Source organism: Inhella inkyongensis (assembly GCF_005952805.1).
Lineage (GTDB): Bacteria > Pseudomonadota > Gammaproteobacteria > Burkholderiales > Burkholderiaceae_C > Inhella > Inhella inkyongensis.
Map to the genome: position 1 here is coordinate 3,852,796 of NZ_CP040709.1, position 14,061 is coordinate 3,866,856.

Genomic DNA, 14,061 nt, shown 5'->3' on the forward strand with positions numbered 1-14,061 from the left:
CCGGGTTTTGTCGACCTGTCCATGCAGGACTGCACGGAGCCTGCGTTGCGTCAAGGCTGCGCAGCCAGCTCGCGATGCAGCCAGGCGCGGGCCAAGGCCCAGTCTCGCTTGACGGTGGCCAATGAAATGCCCTGCAGCTCGGCAATCTCTTCGTTTTCCAGCCCGCCGAAATAGCGCAGCTCCACCCCTTGAGCGGCGCGTGGGTCCACCGCCTCGAAGGCCAGCAAGGCCTCGTGCACGGCCAGCACATCGCGATCCGCCGGCAGCGCCAGCTGCTCCAGGCCCGAGAGCGTGAGCGCTTGCAAGTCGGCCTCGCGCTTGGCTGCGCGCCGGGCCAGTTCGTGGTTCACCAGGATGCGCCGCATCATCAGCGAGGCCACCGCCAGGAAGTGGCTGCGATTGCGCCATTGGGTGCGCGTTTGCTCGGCCAGACGAAACCAGGCTTCGTGTGACAGCCCGGTGGGCGACAGGGTGTGCCCGCTCGACTCTTTGCGCAGATGCGAACGCGCCAGCCGACGCAGCTCGTCGTAAAGCAGGGCGAAGAGCTGATCGCCCACCGGCAAGCCCTCGGCAGGCTGCTGGGCCAACCACTGCGTGATCTGGTCGCGTTCCGGGGCGGCCAAAAAATTTGTCACGGCCGTGAGCCTTTTGGATTGCCGGGGCGGCGTAAGCAAGGGCAAACCCCTTCTTTGGGGTGCCCCCTGAACCCACCGGAGATTGCCATGTTCACCCGCTGCCCCTCGCCACTGACCCGTGCCGCCATCGTAATGACCCTTGCCAGCCTGAGCGCCTGTGGTGGTGGCGGCGAGACGCCGCCCACGGCCGCACCCGCACCCGCACCCGCACCCGCACCCGCACCCGCCCCAGCCCCAGCTCCAGCCCCAGCCCCAGCCCCAGCTCCGGCTCCGGCTCCGGCTCCCGCCCCCGCGCCCAGCCCATCGGCCTGCGGCACCCTGGCCGCCTTGCCCCTGAGCGCGTTGCTGCCCTTCGAGGGCCAGTACGCCGTGAAGGTGTTCGACGGCAGCAGCCCCCCGCCGGTGGAACTCGGCGCCGCCACGCTGAGTCTGAGCGGCAGCACCCTGAGCTACACCCCCGGCGCGGGCCTGAGCGGCGCCACGGCGGCCAGCGCCAGCATCACGGCGGTGTGCCAGAACACCAATAGCAGCGGCGCGCCCATCGGGGTGGTGGCCGTCATCGACGCACAACGCCATATCGATTTCTTCAGCCCGCCCTTTAACGGCCTGTACGTCTCTGGCACGGAGCTGGGCAGCAGCAACAGCAACCGCTACCTGCAGGGCACCACGGCCGCTGGCGCGCCAGCCCCCGCACCGGCACCGGCACCGGCCCCGGCCGGCGCCCTGAGCAGCTACACCGCCTTCCAGGCCGCCGCCCCCAGCACGCGCGGCGTGGCACCCAGCGGCGCGCTGGCCTGGCTGGCCGGCAGCTACTACGGTCGCACCAGCGCAGGCCCCTGCTCGGTGCAAATCGGCGCCGATGGCTCGGTCCAGGCGACCCTAAACGGCAGCACGCAGTCGGCCAGCCTGAATGGCGACAGCGGCGACACCTGGGTGCAGATCCCCGCCAATTCGATGAGCTGGGGCGTGAACGCCGTCAGCCCGGGGCAGGGTGTTTCGCTGACTGGCTATGCCAACCGGCTGGCGCTGGTCGAGATCGGCGGCGTGCTCGACAAGTGCGCGGTGGCGTTCAAGGCCGACACCCCGCTCAGCATGGCCCTGGCCAGCACGCCCCCGCTGACGCTGCGCAATCCCGGCCTGTTGGCCAGCGACCTGCCCACCTGGTTGATCGGACTGCACAACGGCCAGGTGGCCGGCGAGATGCTCTATCCGCAAACCAGCACGGCCGCCTGCTCGCTGCAGGTGGGGGGTGACGGCAGCCTGCTGGTGACCGCAGCCGGCCGCACCTACAGCGCCCAGGTCAGCGGCGGCAGCAGCCAGGGCGACCGCGACATCAGCAGCACCTCGCGCCTGTCGGCCTATGGCGCGCTGACGGGTGCACGCGACTGGGTCTGGTCGTTGGCGGCCGAGTCGCCCAACGGCGCCAACCGCGTGCGCATCGACGTGGAGTTGGCCCACACGCCCGAGCGCTCCCAGGTCAGCTACGTGAGCGCGCAGATTGGCCCAAGCGTGGGGGGCCTGGCCACGCAAAAGGACGTCTGCTACTTCGCCAACTGAGCATCGGCACGCCCCCGGGCCGACCCGCATGGTTGGGGGTCGGCCCCCAATGCACACTGACTCATGAACACGCCCAACTGGTCCGCCGTCAAGGCCCTGTTCGAAGCCGCCCTGGCCCAGAGTGCAGAGGAGCGCGAACGGTTCGTCATCCACTCGGGAGCCGAAGCGGCCGTGGTGGCCGAGGCCTTGAGCCTGCTGCGCCATCACGCCGCCACCGGCGACAGCTTCATGGCCGAGGCCGCTCCGCGCCACGAAGGCCCGGCCGCCCAGCCCGGCCAACGCCTGGGCGCTTGGGAGTTGCAGGAGCTGCTGGGCAGCGGCGGCATGGGCGAGGTCTGGCTGGCGCGCCGCGCCGATGGCGCCTATGAGGGCGAAGCGGCCATCAAACTGCTCAAGCGCGGCATGGACTCGGCCGCTGTGCTGGCCCGCTTCGCGCAGGAGCGCCAGGCCCTGGCGCGCTTGGACCATCCGCATGTGGCGCGGCTTTTCGACGCCGGCCTCAGCCCGCAGGGCCTGCCCTTTTTTGTGATGGAGCGGGTGCAAGGCCAAACCCTGGATCGCGCCTGTGCCGGCCTGGACCTGGAAGCCCGGCTCGCGCTCTTCCTGCAACTGACCGACGCCGTGGCGCATGCCCACCGGCATCTGCTGGTGCATCGCGACCTCAAGCCCAGCAATGTGCTGGTGAACAACGAAGGCCAGGTCAAGCTGCTGGACTTCGGCATCGCCAAGGCCCTGGACCCGCTGGAGGGCGCCGACGCCGCCGAGCAGACCCAGGCCGGCCAGCGTGCCTTCACGCCCAGCCACGCCAGCCCTGAGCAGATTCGCGGCGAGCCGGTCAGCACGGCCACCGACATCTATTCGCTGGGCGTGCTGCTCTACCAGTTGCTGACCGGCCAACGCCCCTACGGCCGCAGCGCCCACAGCGCCGCGGAACAGGCGCAGGCGGCGCTGCACGAGAACCCCACCCGTCCCTCCTCGTTGAGCCCACCGCCAGGCAGCGCCCCACCCCATTGGCTGGCCACCCGCCAGCGCCTGCGCGGTGACCTGGACAACATCCTGCTCAAGGCACTGGAAAAGGAGCCGGAGCGCCGCTACGCCAGCGTCGAACAGTTTGCAGCCGATCTGCGCGCCCATCTGGCCGGATACCCCGTCAGCGCTCATGCGCCCAGTCGGCGCTATCTGTGGGCCAAGTTCGCGCGCCGCAACCGTCTGGCCGTGGGCCTGGGCCTGGGCGCCGCCTTGGCACTCTCGACCGGCTTGGCGGTGGCCTCTTGGCAGGCCCACGTAGCCAGGCAGGCGCGTGCCGCGGCCGAGCTGCGTCTGAGTGCAGTCAAGGGCATCACGGCCGATCTGGTGTTTCGCTTTGGCGACGCCATCACCTACCTGCCTGGCGGTCGCAAGGCCCAGGACGCGCTGCTGGCGCAGACCCTGGAGGCCCTGGCCCCCTTGGTCGAGGGCGAGCAGCCCGACGGCGCGCTGCAGGCGCTCAGCGCCTCGATCCTGGCCCGCCGCGCCGAGCTGCTGGGCAACGACACCACCGGCACGGCGGAGCTGGCCGCCGAGACCGACACCATGGCGCGCCGCGCCATCGAATTGGGTGAACGCTTGTGGGCCGAACACAAGGGCGATTGGCGCTTTGCGCAGTGGCATGCGCGGGTGCTTCAGGTGCAGTCGGTGCGCCAGCGCAATGCCGGTCAATCATCGCAAGCCCAGGCCAGCATCCGCCTGGCCATCGAACGGCTGGAACAGGCACGGCCGCTGGCCCAACACGATGTATTGGGGCGGGCCGGACTTGGCGTGGAGTTGGCCAACACCACGCTGAGCCTGGGCCAGACGCTCAGCTCGGCCGGGCAGGAAGCGGAAGCACTGGCGCTCTACGCCAAGGCCGAACCGGTTTATCGCGAGCTGCTGGCCGACACCGCCATGCACACCGAGTACGACCGCCGCGCTGGCCCCGGAGAGATCAAGAGCGAGGTCTATATGCGCCACCAGCTGGGCGTGGCCCTGGCCTCGCGCGCCCTGACCCTGTTGCGCCTGGACCGCGTGGACGAGGCGCATGCGCAGTTGCAGGCCACGCTGCCGCTGCGGCGCGCCAATGTGGAAGCCGAGCCCGCCAACATCGCCTGGCGCGACGGCCTGCTGCAAGAGGCTCACACCCTGGCCGGGGTGCAACTGCGCCGTGGCGAGTGGGCGGCCGCGCTCGAATCCTCCACCCTGGCCTGGGAGGAAAACGAGCGCCTGTCCAAGCAGGAGGGCCCCAAGAGCAAATGGGCGCAAATGCCGCGCACGCTGGCGCTTTCACACGCTCGAGCCTTGTGGCGTAACGGTCGGCCGCAGGAGGCCCTCAAGGTCATCGAGCGCGGACAGGTGCTGTGGCGCGCCGCCAGTGGCCAGGGCCGCAACCCTGGCGCCGAGCTGCGCCGGGCCAGCCTGGATGCGCTGCATGGCGCGGTGCTGCAGGCCACCCGGCAAGCAGGCGCAGAAGCCGCACTACGCGCCGCCCTGCAAGCGCTTCAGCCCCTGTTTACGGACCCCCAGGTCGGACGCCCCGCGCGCCTGGCCTGGGCCGAGGCCGCGCAATGGCTGCTGGCGCAGCATCCGGCCGACGCCGCCTCCCTGCGAGAGGCGGCCCTGAACGCTCTGGATCAAGCCGCCACCAAAGCCCCGCTCGCCGCCGACCATCAGGCAATGCGCGCCGCGCTGCAGGGCTAGCGCTGCGCACAAAGCAAAAGCCCCGCGCGGCGAACCGGGCGGGGCTTTTTGAATCTTGGTGGCCTGGGGCGGAATGCTCGCAACCGGCCTTGGCCGATTCCTCGGCACTCGCGGAACTCGGCCCGGTGCGGTGCCCCGTCCAGAAGGAGTCCACCGGACTCCTTCAGAGCGAACCTGGTTCTCATCTGCAGCCGCCAAACGAAAACGGCACCCCTGAGGGTGCCGTTCTGAAATCTGGTGGCCTGGGGCGGAATCGAACCACCGACACGCGGATTTTCAAGACAAACCACAACCCGGCATTGGTGCTCGTAAGGCCAAGAAGCGTAAGGCCTTTTTCTTCTTTGAGTCGGCGGCTTGGCCGTTACCGAACCGCATTCCGAACCTGCCGAGCCCATTGCAGTGCCGCGCACGCGAGAGTCGAAGCAAATCAAGGAAATGGCCATAGGTCACGCCGAACCGACACCGACCTTTCGGCGGGCCGGAAGGTTTTCCTCACCGACCTCTGCCGGCGAAGGGGACAGGACCTGCCGCTTGGCCCCCAAAGAAAAGAGCCACGCTGAGCAATGCAGCAAGGAGCCCCTCCTCGTACTATCAAGCCGCCAGTGAAGGGGCTCTCGCCAGCGCTACGCTGGAAGCCGCGCCCAAAGTCGGGTCGCGCTCACGCACAAAAGCCCCAGCAACACGAGCATCAGCGAAGCGGGTTCAGGTATCTGGCGATCGACGTCGCCGTCACGCACCAGCATGACATTCCATCGGTTGAGTGCGGTGCTTGCACCAATGGCATTGGGGTAGATCGCCGCTGAGCTCACATAGCCGTTTTGCCCGATCGCATCCAGCTCCGAGCCGAGCCAATATCCCCCCCCAAAGTTCACCTGTCCGGTGAACATCGCGATGGTTCCGGCCCGTCCGCCAGGGTCGGCCCCGGTAATCCCGAGGTCGTATGTCCAGAGGTGATACAGCTCATTGCTGAATGCTCCGTCTTCCCAAAGGAACGAGCCAGCAACTCGCCATCCGCCCAGCCCTTGATAGCTGAGCTGGGCAGCCCAGGCCTGCGCACCGAACCATGTCATGAGTGAAGACGAACCATCGCGAACCAGGAAGTCCGCTTCGGTAACGGAATAGGTGCCCGTTGAGCCACCGATGCCGAAGCTTGAGTAGCCGCCGACAGCACTTTTGACGGTGGGGGACCTCGAAACAATTTCCGCTATGAAAGACGGGTTGGCTTTCGCCATGGACCCGAACAGGTTGAAGTCAGCAATCCAGGTGACATCAAGGTCGGCGTCGTACACCAGACCATCACCTCGGGCCAGAAGACCTGCATGGACGGCACCAGAGGCAAAGGCCAAAACCAACCCGAAAACCCGCGCTGTGAGTGATGCACGCATGATTTCTCGTTTTCTCCTTTTGGTAAGTCTATGTTGGGGCTCGCGCCCTATGGTCGGCGCTGCAACCTAAAGCGGGGGGCGCTGTCGCCCACGCGAGAGTCGAAGCAAATCAAGGAAATGGCCATAGGTCGCACCGACCCGCCACCGACCTTGCAGAGGGGTGGCAGGTTTCCCTCGTCCGCCCCCCTGCCTCACGCCACCCTCGGGAAAGGCACCACGACCCCTTTGGGATCGATCGGGGCTGGCTCGTGCGACACCAACAATGACGCAGTGCTCGCGGCCTCCCGCAAGGTCTGCAAGTTGTGTCTCGCGTACCTTTGACTAACCCGTGGATCGCTGTGGCCCAAGAGCACCTGCACGTCGTAAAGGCTCCTGCCGCTGGCCACCACAGTCTGTGCGAAGAAGTGGCGCGCCGAGTGGATGCGCATCTGCTCGATGCCTGCCTCCTTTCGCAGGCGATACCAGACACGTGTGATGGTGGTGAAGGGCACGCCGGTGGAGGGGTTGGCAAAGACCGTATCGAAGAGCTTCAGCTTCCGTGCTTCAGCCAGCACCCACATCGCGCTTTCGTTCAGAGGGACGGTGCGCGACTTTTTGGACTTGGCTGTTGCCGCAGGAATGGTCCATAGGCCTCGATCGAGGTCGATGTGCTTCCACTGCGCCGTCAATGCTTCGGACAGGCGTGCCCCAGTGCTCATCAGAAACATCAGGATGTGGCAGACCGGGCGATTGGCGTCGGCTTTGAGGATTTCGATCAAGCGCTCGATCTGCTCTGGGCTGGCCACGTCATGCAGTTGGTTATCGACGTTGCGCAGCTTGACCCCCTTGAGCACGTTTTTTTCGAGGAACTCCCACTCAACCGCCAGCGAAAGCGCGCGACGGATCAGCTTGATGTGGTGGTCCTGGCTGGCAGGGCTCAGCGGGGTCGAGGCGAGATGGTTTTGGAACTGCGTGACCTGATAGCGAGTCAGGTCGCACAGCCGGACATGACCAAACTGAGGCTTGATGCGCAGGCGGTAGAGCTGATCATCTCGAACCCAGCTGCGCTTGTGGATCTTCGCGTGCGGGAAGTAGTGCTCGGACATGAATGTGTCGAACGTCGTCTCCGCCAGCGACGGCTTGGTCGATGCGGGCTGCTTGAGGGCAGCAGCATGTTCAACCTTCAATTCGCGGGCCAGCTTCTTGGCTGGGGTCAGGCCCAGATCTTTGATGGTGCCGAGCTTCTTGTAGATGTTGGTTCCGTGGGCATTCTTCAGCCGCAGGTACCAAGTCGGCACCGCCTTCTCGGACGCGCGGCATTCGACGAACAGCCCAGGCTCATCGGCCACGCTGTACTCAATCTTGGTCTTTCCTGGTGGCACCACCAGACCCGTGGCCATGAAGGCCGATGTGAAGTTCACGACAGGCATTTCAAATTTCTCTCTGGTGATGACATCCGGCATCCAGCACAAGATCGGCTGGCGGATTCGGCTTGGTTGAAGGGCATGTCCATGCGAGGCCACGAAGACGCATGCAGATAGGGTGGAACGGGCCACACATTTCTTGAAAACTCATTGCGTGACATGGAGATACCGACAAACGAACGCGAGCTGCTGACGGGGTGATCGGGTCGGCGCAAGGGGCCGCGTTCATGACGACAGCTCCGGTGTGTAGAACCCGGACCAATCGCCGTCTAGCGGCGGGCAGGCTCTGTAGACCTTGGTGCCGGTCTGGGCGCGCTTGGGATGCAGTTCGAGCGGCACATTGCCCATCTCGATCAAGAACGACAAGGCCAGACCGATGCTGATGTGGACTCGAACAGGCCACGCGTGCCAGTCGGACGGCTCAAAAAACATCTCGGTCTTGAACTGCCACTCAGGCTGAAAGCCGTACTCGGCCTTGGTCACAACGGCATGCAACGCTGGCACCACACTGGCATGGACACGTTGAAGCAGAGTCGCGTGCGTGATGTCGTCGTCGCGCAAAAGCGTCACGACCTGATGTCCCTGTGGCGAGCGGGCAAACTGACGAAGGCTCTCTGAGCTCATGGCTGGCTTTCTCAAAGCGTTGATCGGTCGGTGCCACCCCTGTGTGCTCAGGCGGCGAAGCGGTGGCCCCAACGAGAGCTCGCTATCCAGGGAATTCGGCGGAGCCTTGACCAGCTTTGCCAAGTGGAGCCAGTTGGCCCAAGGGCTGGACTGGTCGCAACAGCGCCAGCTCTTCTTCAGTGAATGCCACGCTGCTCGCCGCGTCCATCGGCATCGCGGCCTCTGGTTCGCCCAGCGGCTTCAGGTAGCGCTCGAACGCATCACGAAAGTCCCGCACCTCATAGCCCTTGGGTGTATCCAGCGGCCCCATCCTCACGGTCTTGGGCCGGATGCCGTAGGGCTGGAGATTCCGGGCCAGCTGTCGGGGCGTCAGTGGGAAGCCCTTGTTGTAGGTCTTCCAGGCGAGGTCTTCGTCGCCCGTGAGCTTTTCAATCAAAAGGGCCGTGGTGACGTACTGATGCTCGTGGCCCTGCAACACCTCACGAACATCCGACAGCAGGTTGTTGGTGACGGAGTGCGGCTCTTGGGTCATCGCCTTTCCGGACAAAGCCGCCTTGCGCGTGATTTCCACGAACGGCGCCCCCATGCAAGCGGCAATGGTGAAGAGCGGCTCCCAGTTGTCTTGTTCTCGGTCGCTCAGCTCGTCTGGCAGAGCAGCAAACCCACGCTGAAGCTGCATCTCGTGGTCTTGCACGAAGCGACCCATCTGCGAGTGCAGCGCCCGAAACCCGCTTGGATTGGCACCGCGCAAGCGGTCAACCTGCTCTCCCTTGACCTTGCGTCGCATCGCAATCTGGATGCCTCGACTCATCGTGGCATCCGGCAAATGGCGCTCCAGGGAGATCCCGGCTATGGCTTTCGGGCCAAACACTCGATAGGCGGTCTCCACCATCTTGTCGCCCACGGTCTCCACCCGCAGAACCACTCCGCCCTGTTCGTACCCCTTGTTCAGGATGCCGGCGAGCTCTGATTTGCCGTCCAGGAACGTGTCACCTTCATCGATGAGGACAGTTGGCGAACGGTTCTGGATCACCCGAAACAGGGCGGCGAGTGTGATGTTGGCGCACTCCAGCGGGCGCGGAACGAGCTTGGCGACGAGGCCCAACGCGACCGACTTCCCGCAAGCTCGCTCTGGCGCATTGATAATGAGCAGAGGTGAATACTCAAAATATCGGTAGCAGTAGGCGTGAATGATCCACAAAGCCATAGTTACCGCATCGTGATAGCTCATGACGATATAACGCATCAGTAATTCGACCAAATGGCCAAGCAATAGGCCGGGACTGATTGGGTTCAGGCATGGCGTCGGGTCATTTTCTGACAGAATTTCGTCAATCAGGTCGCGGCCATTATTTGGGGCATTTTGTTTCGCCATCATTGCGATCAATATCATTTGGTTGGTGAAGGGCGGACCGGCCAATCCGGATCTCAGCGACTCGGTTCGCTGATTTCGAATGGAGTGTGACAGCGACCCCCAATCTCATCAATGGCTTACGTTTCTTGGCCGCTTCGGGCTAGGCGCCTCCCCCTACTCGGGTCATCAATGAATAAATAATATAAACATCAGTTGTTACGAGCATCCAGGCAAAAGTACTTTCAAAGGCGTCGAGGAAATTTCCTTCCGAATGCACGTAAACCACATCATTTGCTCGCGGCCTACCTAAGGCACTTTGGCTTTGTCTCCAGGCCGCTTCCTTGTTTATGGCACTTTGGCTAGGGAATTCGGCGGTGTGCCTGTGGCCTAAATGGCTCTCAGGGGGTCGAATCCCTAAAATGCGTGCCGCCTCGAAAATATTTCGTGCGCGTTGCTCTGAAGCGACATTTCGGATCAGCCGGTGTAGTTGGTGAGCTGCCTCGGTGGCCCGCCTCCGGGTGCCGCATCTGCCGCAACGCCGCAACGCCCCTGGGACGCAATGACCGGTGTTTCGCTGTTGCGGCTGTTGCACCAAGTTCGACCTACCCCCAGACGCACGCAACCCTCAGCCATGCTGATCGAGTCGGTCGTCGGGGTGGGTAGAGCGCCGACAGAAAGCGGGCGCTGGGGCTGGGGTCAGGACGACCCGAGGGGGTGGCCCATGAGTGGACTATGGGGCAGCGCGGTGGCGAGACGCGCCTGTGGGGAGGCTCCGGTCTCAGTCCCAGGCCGCAAGCCCCCTATTGCCCGCTTCGTGGCCCGAACGCAAAGTGGCCTCGCTGGTGATGACAAGCGGCAGTAGTGCTGCGGGGAGATCCCAGTCCTGTGCGTGCTGAGCGGCGATGGAGATCGAGTCAAGGTAGTTCATGGTGTTTCCTCGTGGCTGATTGAAAGATCAATGGGTTCGTCGACCTACTGCTTGGTCTTCGCGGGCTTGGACTTCTTGGCTGCGGTGGGATGGATGACCGCGCCTGCGACCTTCTCGAAGGTCATCGTGGGCACGTGCTCGTGGATGCGTGTGTTCTCGGCGTTCGCCCGAATCAGTCCGAGTTCTTTCAATGCGGCCAGGACGAACCCGCCGGTATTGATCGACCGTCCAGGGTGAAGGGCATGGAAAGACTTGGCCGTTAGCTCGGTGGCACCTTGGACGATGGTGTCGACGGCCTCGGCCGAAGCCCAGCCGTCGAACCACATGCCTTTGCCGGTGTTGTCGGCAATACGCAGGTGCAGGGAGCCATCGTCTTGGTGCTGTCCGATGACGAACGTCAACGTGGACCGGCCCGAGATCGAGAGGCACTCGGCGTCGTACACGGGATGGATCGGATCGACTTCGGTTTGGTGTTCGATGTCATGCATGGGGTGAGCCTTTCAGCGGTAGTGGATGTAGAGGAAGAGACATGCGGCCAGGACAAACAGCGGGACGACAACCCAGGGCAAAGCGAAGGTCAGCAGTCCGACGCAAAGGATCCCGATGGCTCGGGTTGAGCGGAATGCGAAGGAGATGGCCGCGGCGACGAGCAGCGCGAAAGCAAGAGACAGCAAACAGGTTCCTTCTTGGGAGTTTGTCGAGGTTGGAGAGGGGCAGATACGTGTGCCGAGTGCGTCAATGCACTGGTGCGGCTGAAGGTCATGACGGGTCCTTTCTGACTTGGAAGACGAAGAGCAAGGCGCCCTTCAGATAAGGTGGATGGGTTGCCGCACACGTCAGTTCAGCCGCTGCAGCACATCAGCCGGCCGCATGCGGATCAGGTCAAGCAGGGCTAGGCACTCGGCCAATTCCCGCGATAGGCCGGCGTCAAACTCCAGGACGGCGGCGCGCTCTTCCCAAGCCTCGCGAAGGTCTTCGTCGAGCTTCCAGACGATGGCCGTGACGATTGGGTTGGGCTCGGTCATTCGGTCTCCTCAGAACGCGGCGGACAAGAAAAAAGCCGCCTCTATGGGCGGCTTTGGGCGGGGCATTGCACGGGGGTCTCATGAGTTGGGACTCCGATCGCAGCATGGGGATGCAGCTTCAATCAGCGGCTGTAGGCCAAAGGTAAGCATGAGGTTGATGGGGATGTAGATGACGACGCCAAAGCCGTCATCGCTCAGAACGTAGGTGAGTTCGCACCAGGTTGCATGGCACTGGAAGGCGTCCCACGGGCGGGCCTCGAAGGAAAGCTCGAATCCCAACTGGTGCTCAAGGTCTGTAAGCAGGTCGCCAGGTTCGGCGACGTAGAAGTTGACGAGGTCGGAAAGTTCAAAGTCATCGAACTCGGCTAGGTCAGCCAAGCGCTCGTTGATGAGCGCGCGGACTTCTGGGTCAGGGGCATGGACGAGAAAGTGGTCTATCGCCTGGGCATTGCGCAGGCTGTGCATACGGTGGCTCCTTTGCTGCTTTCAACGAGGAATGCCCTGGGGGGTGGCTCCTAGGGCGTCGAGTGACGTTCAGTCACCAACGGGTTGCGGGTCGGCTATGTGAACCCCTGTCGCCCGCTTGAACGTTGATGTCCGGTTGGGTTGGGAAGCTGAAGGAGGTCGAGCGGATGAGACTGGCACTTGGCGGGTGCCATGGTCATAAGGGTCCTGTGGTCGCGTGGATAGACAGAACTGCTGGTCAACGACCACAGTCGTGACCTGTGTTTGCTCAGGCGGGCGGCTGCGGCACAACCAAATCAGGGCCCCCTCGCCTTCCTGATGCCCTGTAGACGCGGGTGGGGGTGACAGAGTCGGAGTTGGCGGCAACCGTAGGCCTCTGCGGATGCGATAATTCGAAGCGGCGCGGTGTACTTGAGTTCATCTGCGCTTTTGAAACCACATGACCAACCGCCATCGACTGATCAATGCGGTACTGTTCTTCGCCAAGAACACCAAGTACTGCGGCAAGATCAAGCTTTTTAAGCTGCTGTATCTGCTCGACTTCGAGCACTTCCGGCAGACGGGCAAGTGCGTGACTGGCTTCGACTACCAGGCTTGGAAGTTTGGCCCGGTGCCCGTGGATTTGATGGAAGAGTGGGAGCAGCTCGACCCCGACCTCGCGGATGTGGTGCACATCGTTCCTGAGCAGATCGTGGACTTCACCCGACAGACCGTGAAGGCGAAGAACGAGGCGAGCTTCGATGAAAGCGAGTTCACTCCTCGGCAGTTGCGCATGATGAGAGAGCTGGCCGATAAGTACCGCGACACGATGTCTGCGTCGATGATTGATGTCACTCACGCTCAGAACGGCGCTTGGGACAAGATCTGGCAGGGTGGCAAAGGGGCGCATCAGCCGATCCCCTATGACCTGTGCATCCCTGATGACGCCCCAGAGAAGACGATCCTTCTCGAAGTCGCAAGCGAACTTGCTATGCGTGAGGCGTCATTGACGGCTGAGCAACTAGGCGCGAACTGACGGAGTTCGATGGGGTTCTTCAAGGCCAACACCCTGTGGCGTGATGCGCGTTATTACCTTGATCGGGACACGGGTGAGTACAAGAGTAAGTACGTTCTGATCCTGGCAGTCAGCCCTGACTGCGACGATTCACTGTCGGCGGTACTGACGTCTAAGGCCAATGGTCTACGCGAAGAGCCTGCATGCGATCCGGGCCCACCCCGCGCCGGGTACTACTTAGGGGTACCCGGTGCCGGCCTGTACAAGCCGACCTGGGTTGACTTCAGCAGCGCAGCGGACCAAGACGCTTTCGCCTTCAAGAAGATGATCGCAGTCGGACGTATTTCGCCGGAAGCGCTGGTGCTTCCTGCAGCTGTTTTCTGCGACATCCTGCGATGCTTGAGCCATTCTGAAGACATCAACACCCGACAGCACAAGTGGCTGGCTGCCACGATTGCAGCGCTCGGCTGCGCATAGGCGATCGCCAGATGTCGCGTCTTCGGTACTGACGCTGGCAAGGCTATCGAAAAGAGAAGCGCGTTGCGCCAACCAAGAAGTGCGACTCAGGTGACGATGTCGGCCAACACGCATGCCGCCGCTAACCTGCTCGTCAATCTGCTGAGCCGTTAATTCCTGCATGGCGACCCAGTTCGAGGTGGCAGACTGTTGCCTCGCCATTAACTCGTTGAGGGTCACACAGCACAGGCTTGAGTGTGACCATACACCGATGTCGGGCCGGCTCCGGCTCTAGTTGGTCATTGCTGCCGCTTTCCGGAAGCGGGAACCGCGTCAGTTCCGACGTTAGTCTCTGTGCTCGCCGCTGAACTCATATCGGCGCCGAATCACCAGGGCTTGCCGGTTCATATGCGCGCGACGCCGGGACCTCTGTCAACGATCCACTGCGTGGTGGCCTAGCCGCCGAACGCCGGACTTTTGCCGAATGCATGAATGGCCGCGCACAGTGGGTGCGCTCCACGCG

The 14,061-nt window shown here is 63.4% G+C and carries 14 protein-coding genes; 4 read left to right on the top strand and 10 right to left on the bottom strand.

From position 1 onward, the window contains the following. Positions 1-50: 50 nt before the first annotated feature. Positions 51-635: an ECF-type sigma factor gene (locus FF090_RS18040; protein WP_217502999.1), complete on the bottom strand. Its 585-nt coding sequence runs from the start codon at positions 633-635 to the stop codon at positions 51-53. Between the two features lie 87 nt (positions 636-722). Between FF090_RS18040 and FF090_RS18045 the strand changes: the two genes are divergently transcribed. Together FF090_RS18045 and FF090_RS18050 are read left to right on the top strand one after the other, a co-directional pair. Continuing rightward, positions 723-2,192, top strand: coding sequence for a hypothetical protein (locus tag FF090_RS18045; RefSeq protein ID WP_138858060.1), 1,470 nt, complete (start codon positions 723-725; stop codon positions 2,190-2,192). Between the two features lie 63 nt (positions 2,193-2,255). Next, positions 2,256-4,904 carry a serine/threonine-protein kinase gene (locus FF090_RS18050; protein ID WP_138858061.1) on the top strand — a complete coding sequence of 883 codons (2,649 nt, stop codon included), beginning with the start codon at positions 2,256-2,258 and terminating at the stop codon, positions 4,902-4,904. 623 nt (positions 4,905-5,527) lie between these two features. Here the strand turns inward: FF090_RS18050 and FF090_RS18055 are convergent. From FF090_RS18055 to FF090_RS18085, 9 genes are all read right to left on the bottom strand, one after another. Next, complete coding sequence (locus FF090_RS18055; RefSeq protein WP_138858062.1) at positions 5,528-6,289, bottom strand: CAP-Gly domain-containing protein; 762 nt, start codon at positions 6,287-6,289, stop codon at positions 5,528-5,530. 191 nt (positions 6,290-6,480) lie between these two features. Beyond that, complete coding sequence (locus FF090_RS18060) at positions 6,481-7,824, bottom strand: site-specific integrase (protein WP_138858063.1); 1,344 nt, start codon at positions 7,822-7,824, stop codon at positions 6,481-6,483. A 93-nt stretch (positions 7,825-7,917) separates the two neighbouring features. Beyond that, positions 7,918-8,316: a hypothetical protein gene (locus FF090_RS18065; RefSeq protein ID WP_138858064.1), complete on the bottom strand. Its 399-nt coding sequence runs from the start codon at positions 8,314-8,316 to the stop codon at positions 7,918-7,920. A gap of 82 nt (positions 8,317-8,398) precedes the next feature. Then, the gene (locus FF090_RS18070; protein ID WP_175423713.1) at positions 8,399-9,694 is read right to left on the bottom strand and encodes a DUF3631 domain-containing protein; all 1,296 of its coding nucleotides are present in this window, start codon (positions 9,692-9,694) and stop codon (positions 8,399-8,401) included. A 754-nt stretch (positions 9,695-10,448) separates the two neighbouring features. Further along, complete coding sequence (locus tag FF090_RS19335; RefSeq protein ID WP_175423714.1) at positions 10,449-10,598, bottom strand: hypothetical protein; 150 nt, start codon at positions 10,596-10,598, stop codon at positions 10,449-10,451. A 44-nt stretch (positions 10,599-10,642) separates the two neighbouring features. After that, positions 10,643-11,086: a hypothetical protein gene (locus tag FF090_RS18075; protein ID WP_138858066.1), complete on the bottom strand. Its 444-nt coding sequence runs from the start codon at positions 11,084-11,086 to the stop codon at positions 10,643-10,645. Between the two features lie 12 nt (positions 11,087-11,098). Continuing rightward, complete coding sequence (locus FF090_RS19340) at positions 11,099-11,272, bottom strand: hypothetical protein (RefSeq protein WP_175423715.1); 174 nt, start codon at positions 11,270-11,272, stop codon at positions 11,099-11,101. Positions 11,273-11,434: 162 nt separating this feature from the next. Next, a complete protein-coding gene (locus tag FF090_RS18080; protein WP_138858067.1) occupies positions 11,435-11,623 on the bottom strand; it encodes a hypothetical protein in 189 nt (62 codons plus the stop codon). A gap of 78 nt (positions 11,624-11,701) precedes the next feature. Beyond that, positions 11,702-12,088, bottom strand: coding sequence for a hypothetical protein (locus FF090_RS18085; RefSeq protein WP_138858068.1), 387 nt, complete (start codon positions 12,086-12,088; stop codon positions 11,702-11,704). A gap of 439 nt (positions 12,089-12,527) precedes the next feature. On the opposite strand from FF090_RS18085, the gene FF090_RS18090 reads away from it, so the two are divergent. Beyond that, positions 12,528-13,103, top strand: coding sequence for a type II toxin-antitoxin system antitoxin SocA domain-containing protein (locus tag FF090_RS18090; RefSeq protein ID WP_138858069.1), 576 nt, complete (start codon positions 12,528-12,530; stop codon positions 13,101-13,103). Between the two features lie 9 nt (positions 13,104-13,112). Next, positions 13,113-13,559: a hypothetical protein gene (locus tag FF090_RS18095; protein ID WP_138858070.1), complete on the top strand. Its 447-nt coding sequence runs from the start codon at positions 13,113-13,115 to the stop codon at positions 13,557-13,559. The last annotated feature ends 502 nt before the right edge of the window (positions 13,560-14,061 follow it).

Excerpts from the sequence above, each read along its gene's own strand:
- FF090_RS18080 (WP_138858067.1), bottom strand. The coding sequence starts at position 11,623 with ATGACCGAGCCCAACCCAATCGTCACGGCCATCGTCTGGAAGCTCGAC.
- FF090_RS18045 (WP_138858060.1), top strand. The coding sequence starts at position 723 with ATGTTCACCCGCTGCCCCTCGCCACTGACCCGTGCCGCCATCGTAATG.
- FF090_RS18085 (WP_138858068.1), bottom strand. The coding sequence starts at position 12,088 with ATGCACAGCCTGCGCAATGCCCAGGCGATAGACCACTTTCTCGTCCAT.
- FF090_RS18070 (WP_175423713.1), bottom strand. The coding sequence starts at position 9,694 with ATGATGGCGAAACAAAATGCCCCAAATAATGGCCGCGACCTGATTGAC.
- FF090_RS18095 (WP_138858070.1), top strand. The coding sequence starts at position 13,113 with ATGGGGTTCTTCAAGGCCAACACCCTGTGGCGTGATGCGCGTTATTAC.
- FF090_RS18065 (WP_138858064.1), bottom strand. The coding sequence starts at position 8,316 with ATGAGCTCAGAGAGCCTTCGTCAGTTTGCCCGCTCGCCACAGGGACAT.
- FF090_RS18050 (WP_138858061.1), top strand. The coding sequence starts at position 2,256 with ATGAACACGCCCAACTGGTCCGCCGTCAAGGCCCTGTTCGAAGCCGCC.
- FF090_RS18075 (WP_138858066.1), bottom strand. The coding sequence starts at position 11,086 with ATGCATGACATCGAACACCAAACCGAAGTCGATCCGATCCATCCCGTG.
- FF090_RS18055 (WP_138858062.1), bottom strand. The coding sequence starts at position 6,289 with ATGCGTGCATCACTCACAGCGCGGGTTTTCGGGTTGGTTTTGGCCTTT.
- FF090_RS19335 (WP_175423714.1), bottom strand. The coding sequence starts at position 10,598 with ATGAACTACCTTGACTCGATCTCCATCGCCGCTCAGCACGCACAGGAC.
- FF090_RS18090 (WP_138858069.1), top strand. The coding sequence starts at position 12,528 with ATGACCAACCGCCATCGACTGATCAATGCGGTACTGTTCTTCGCCAAG.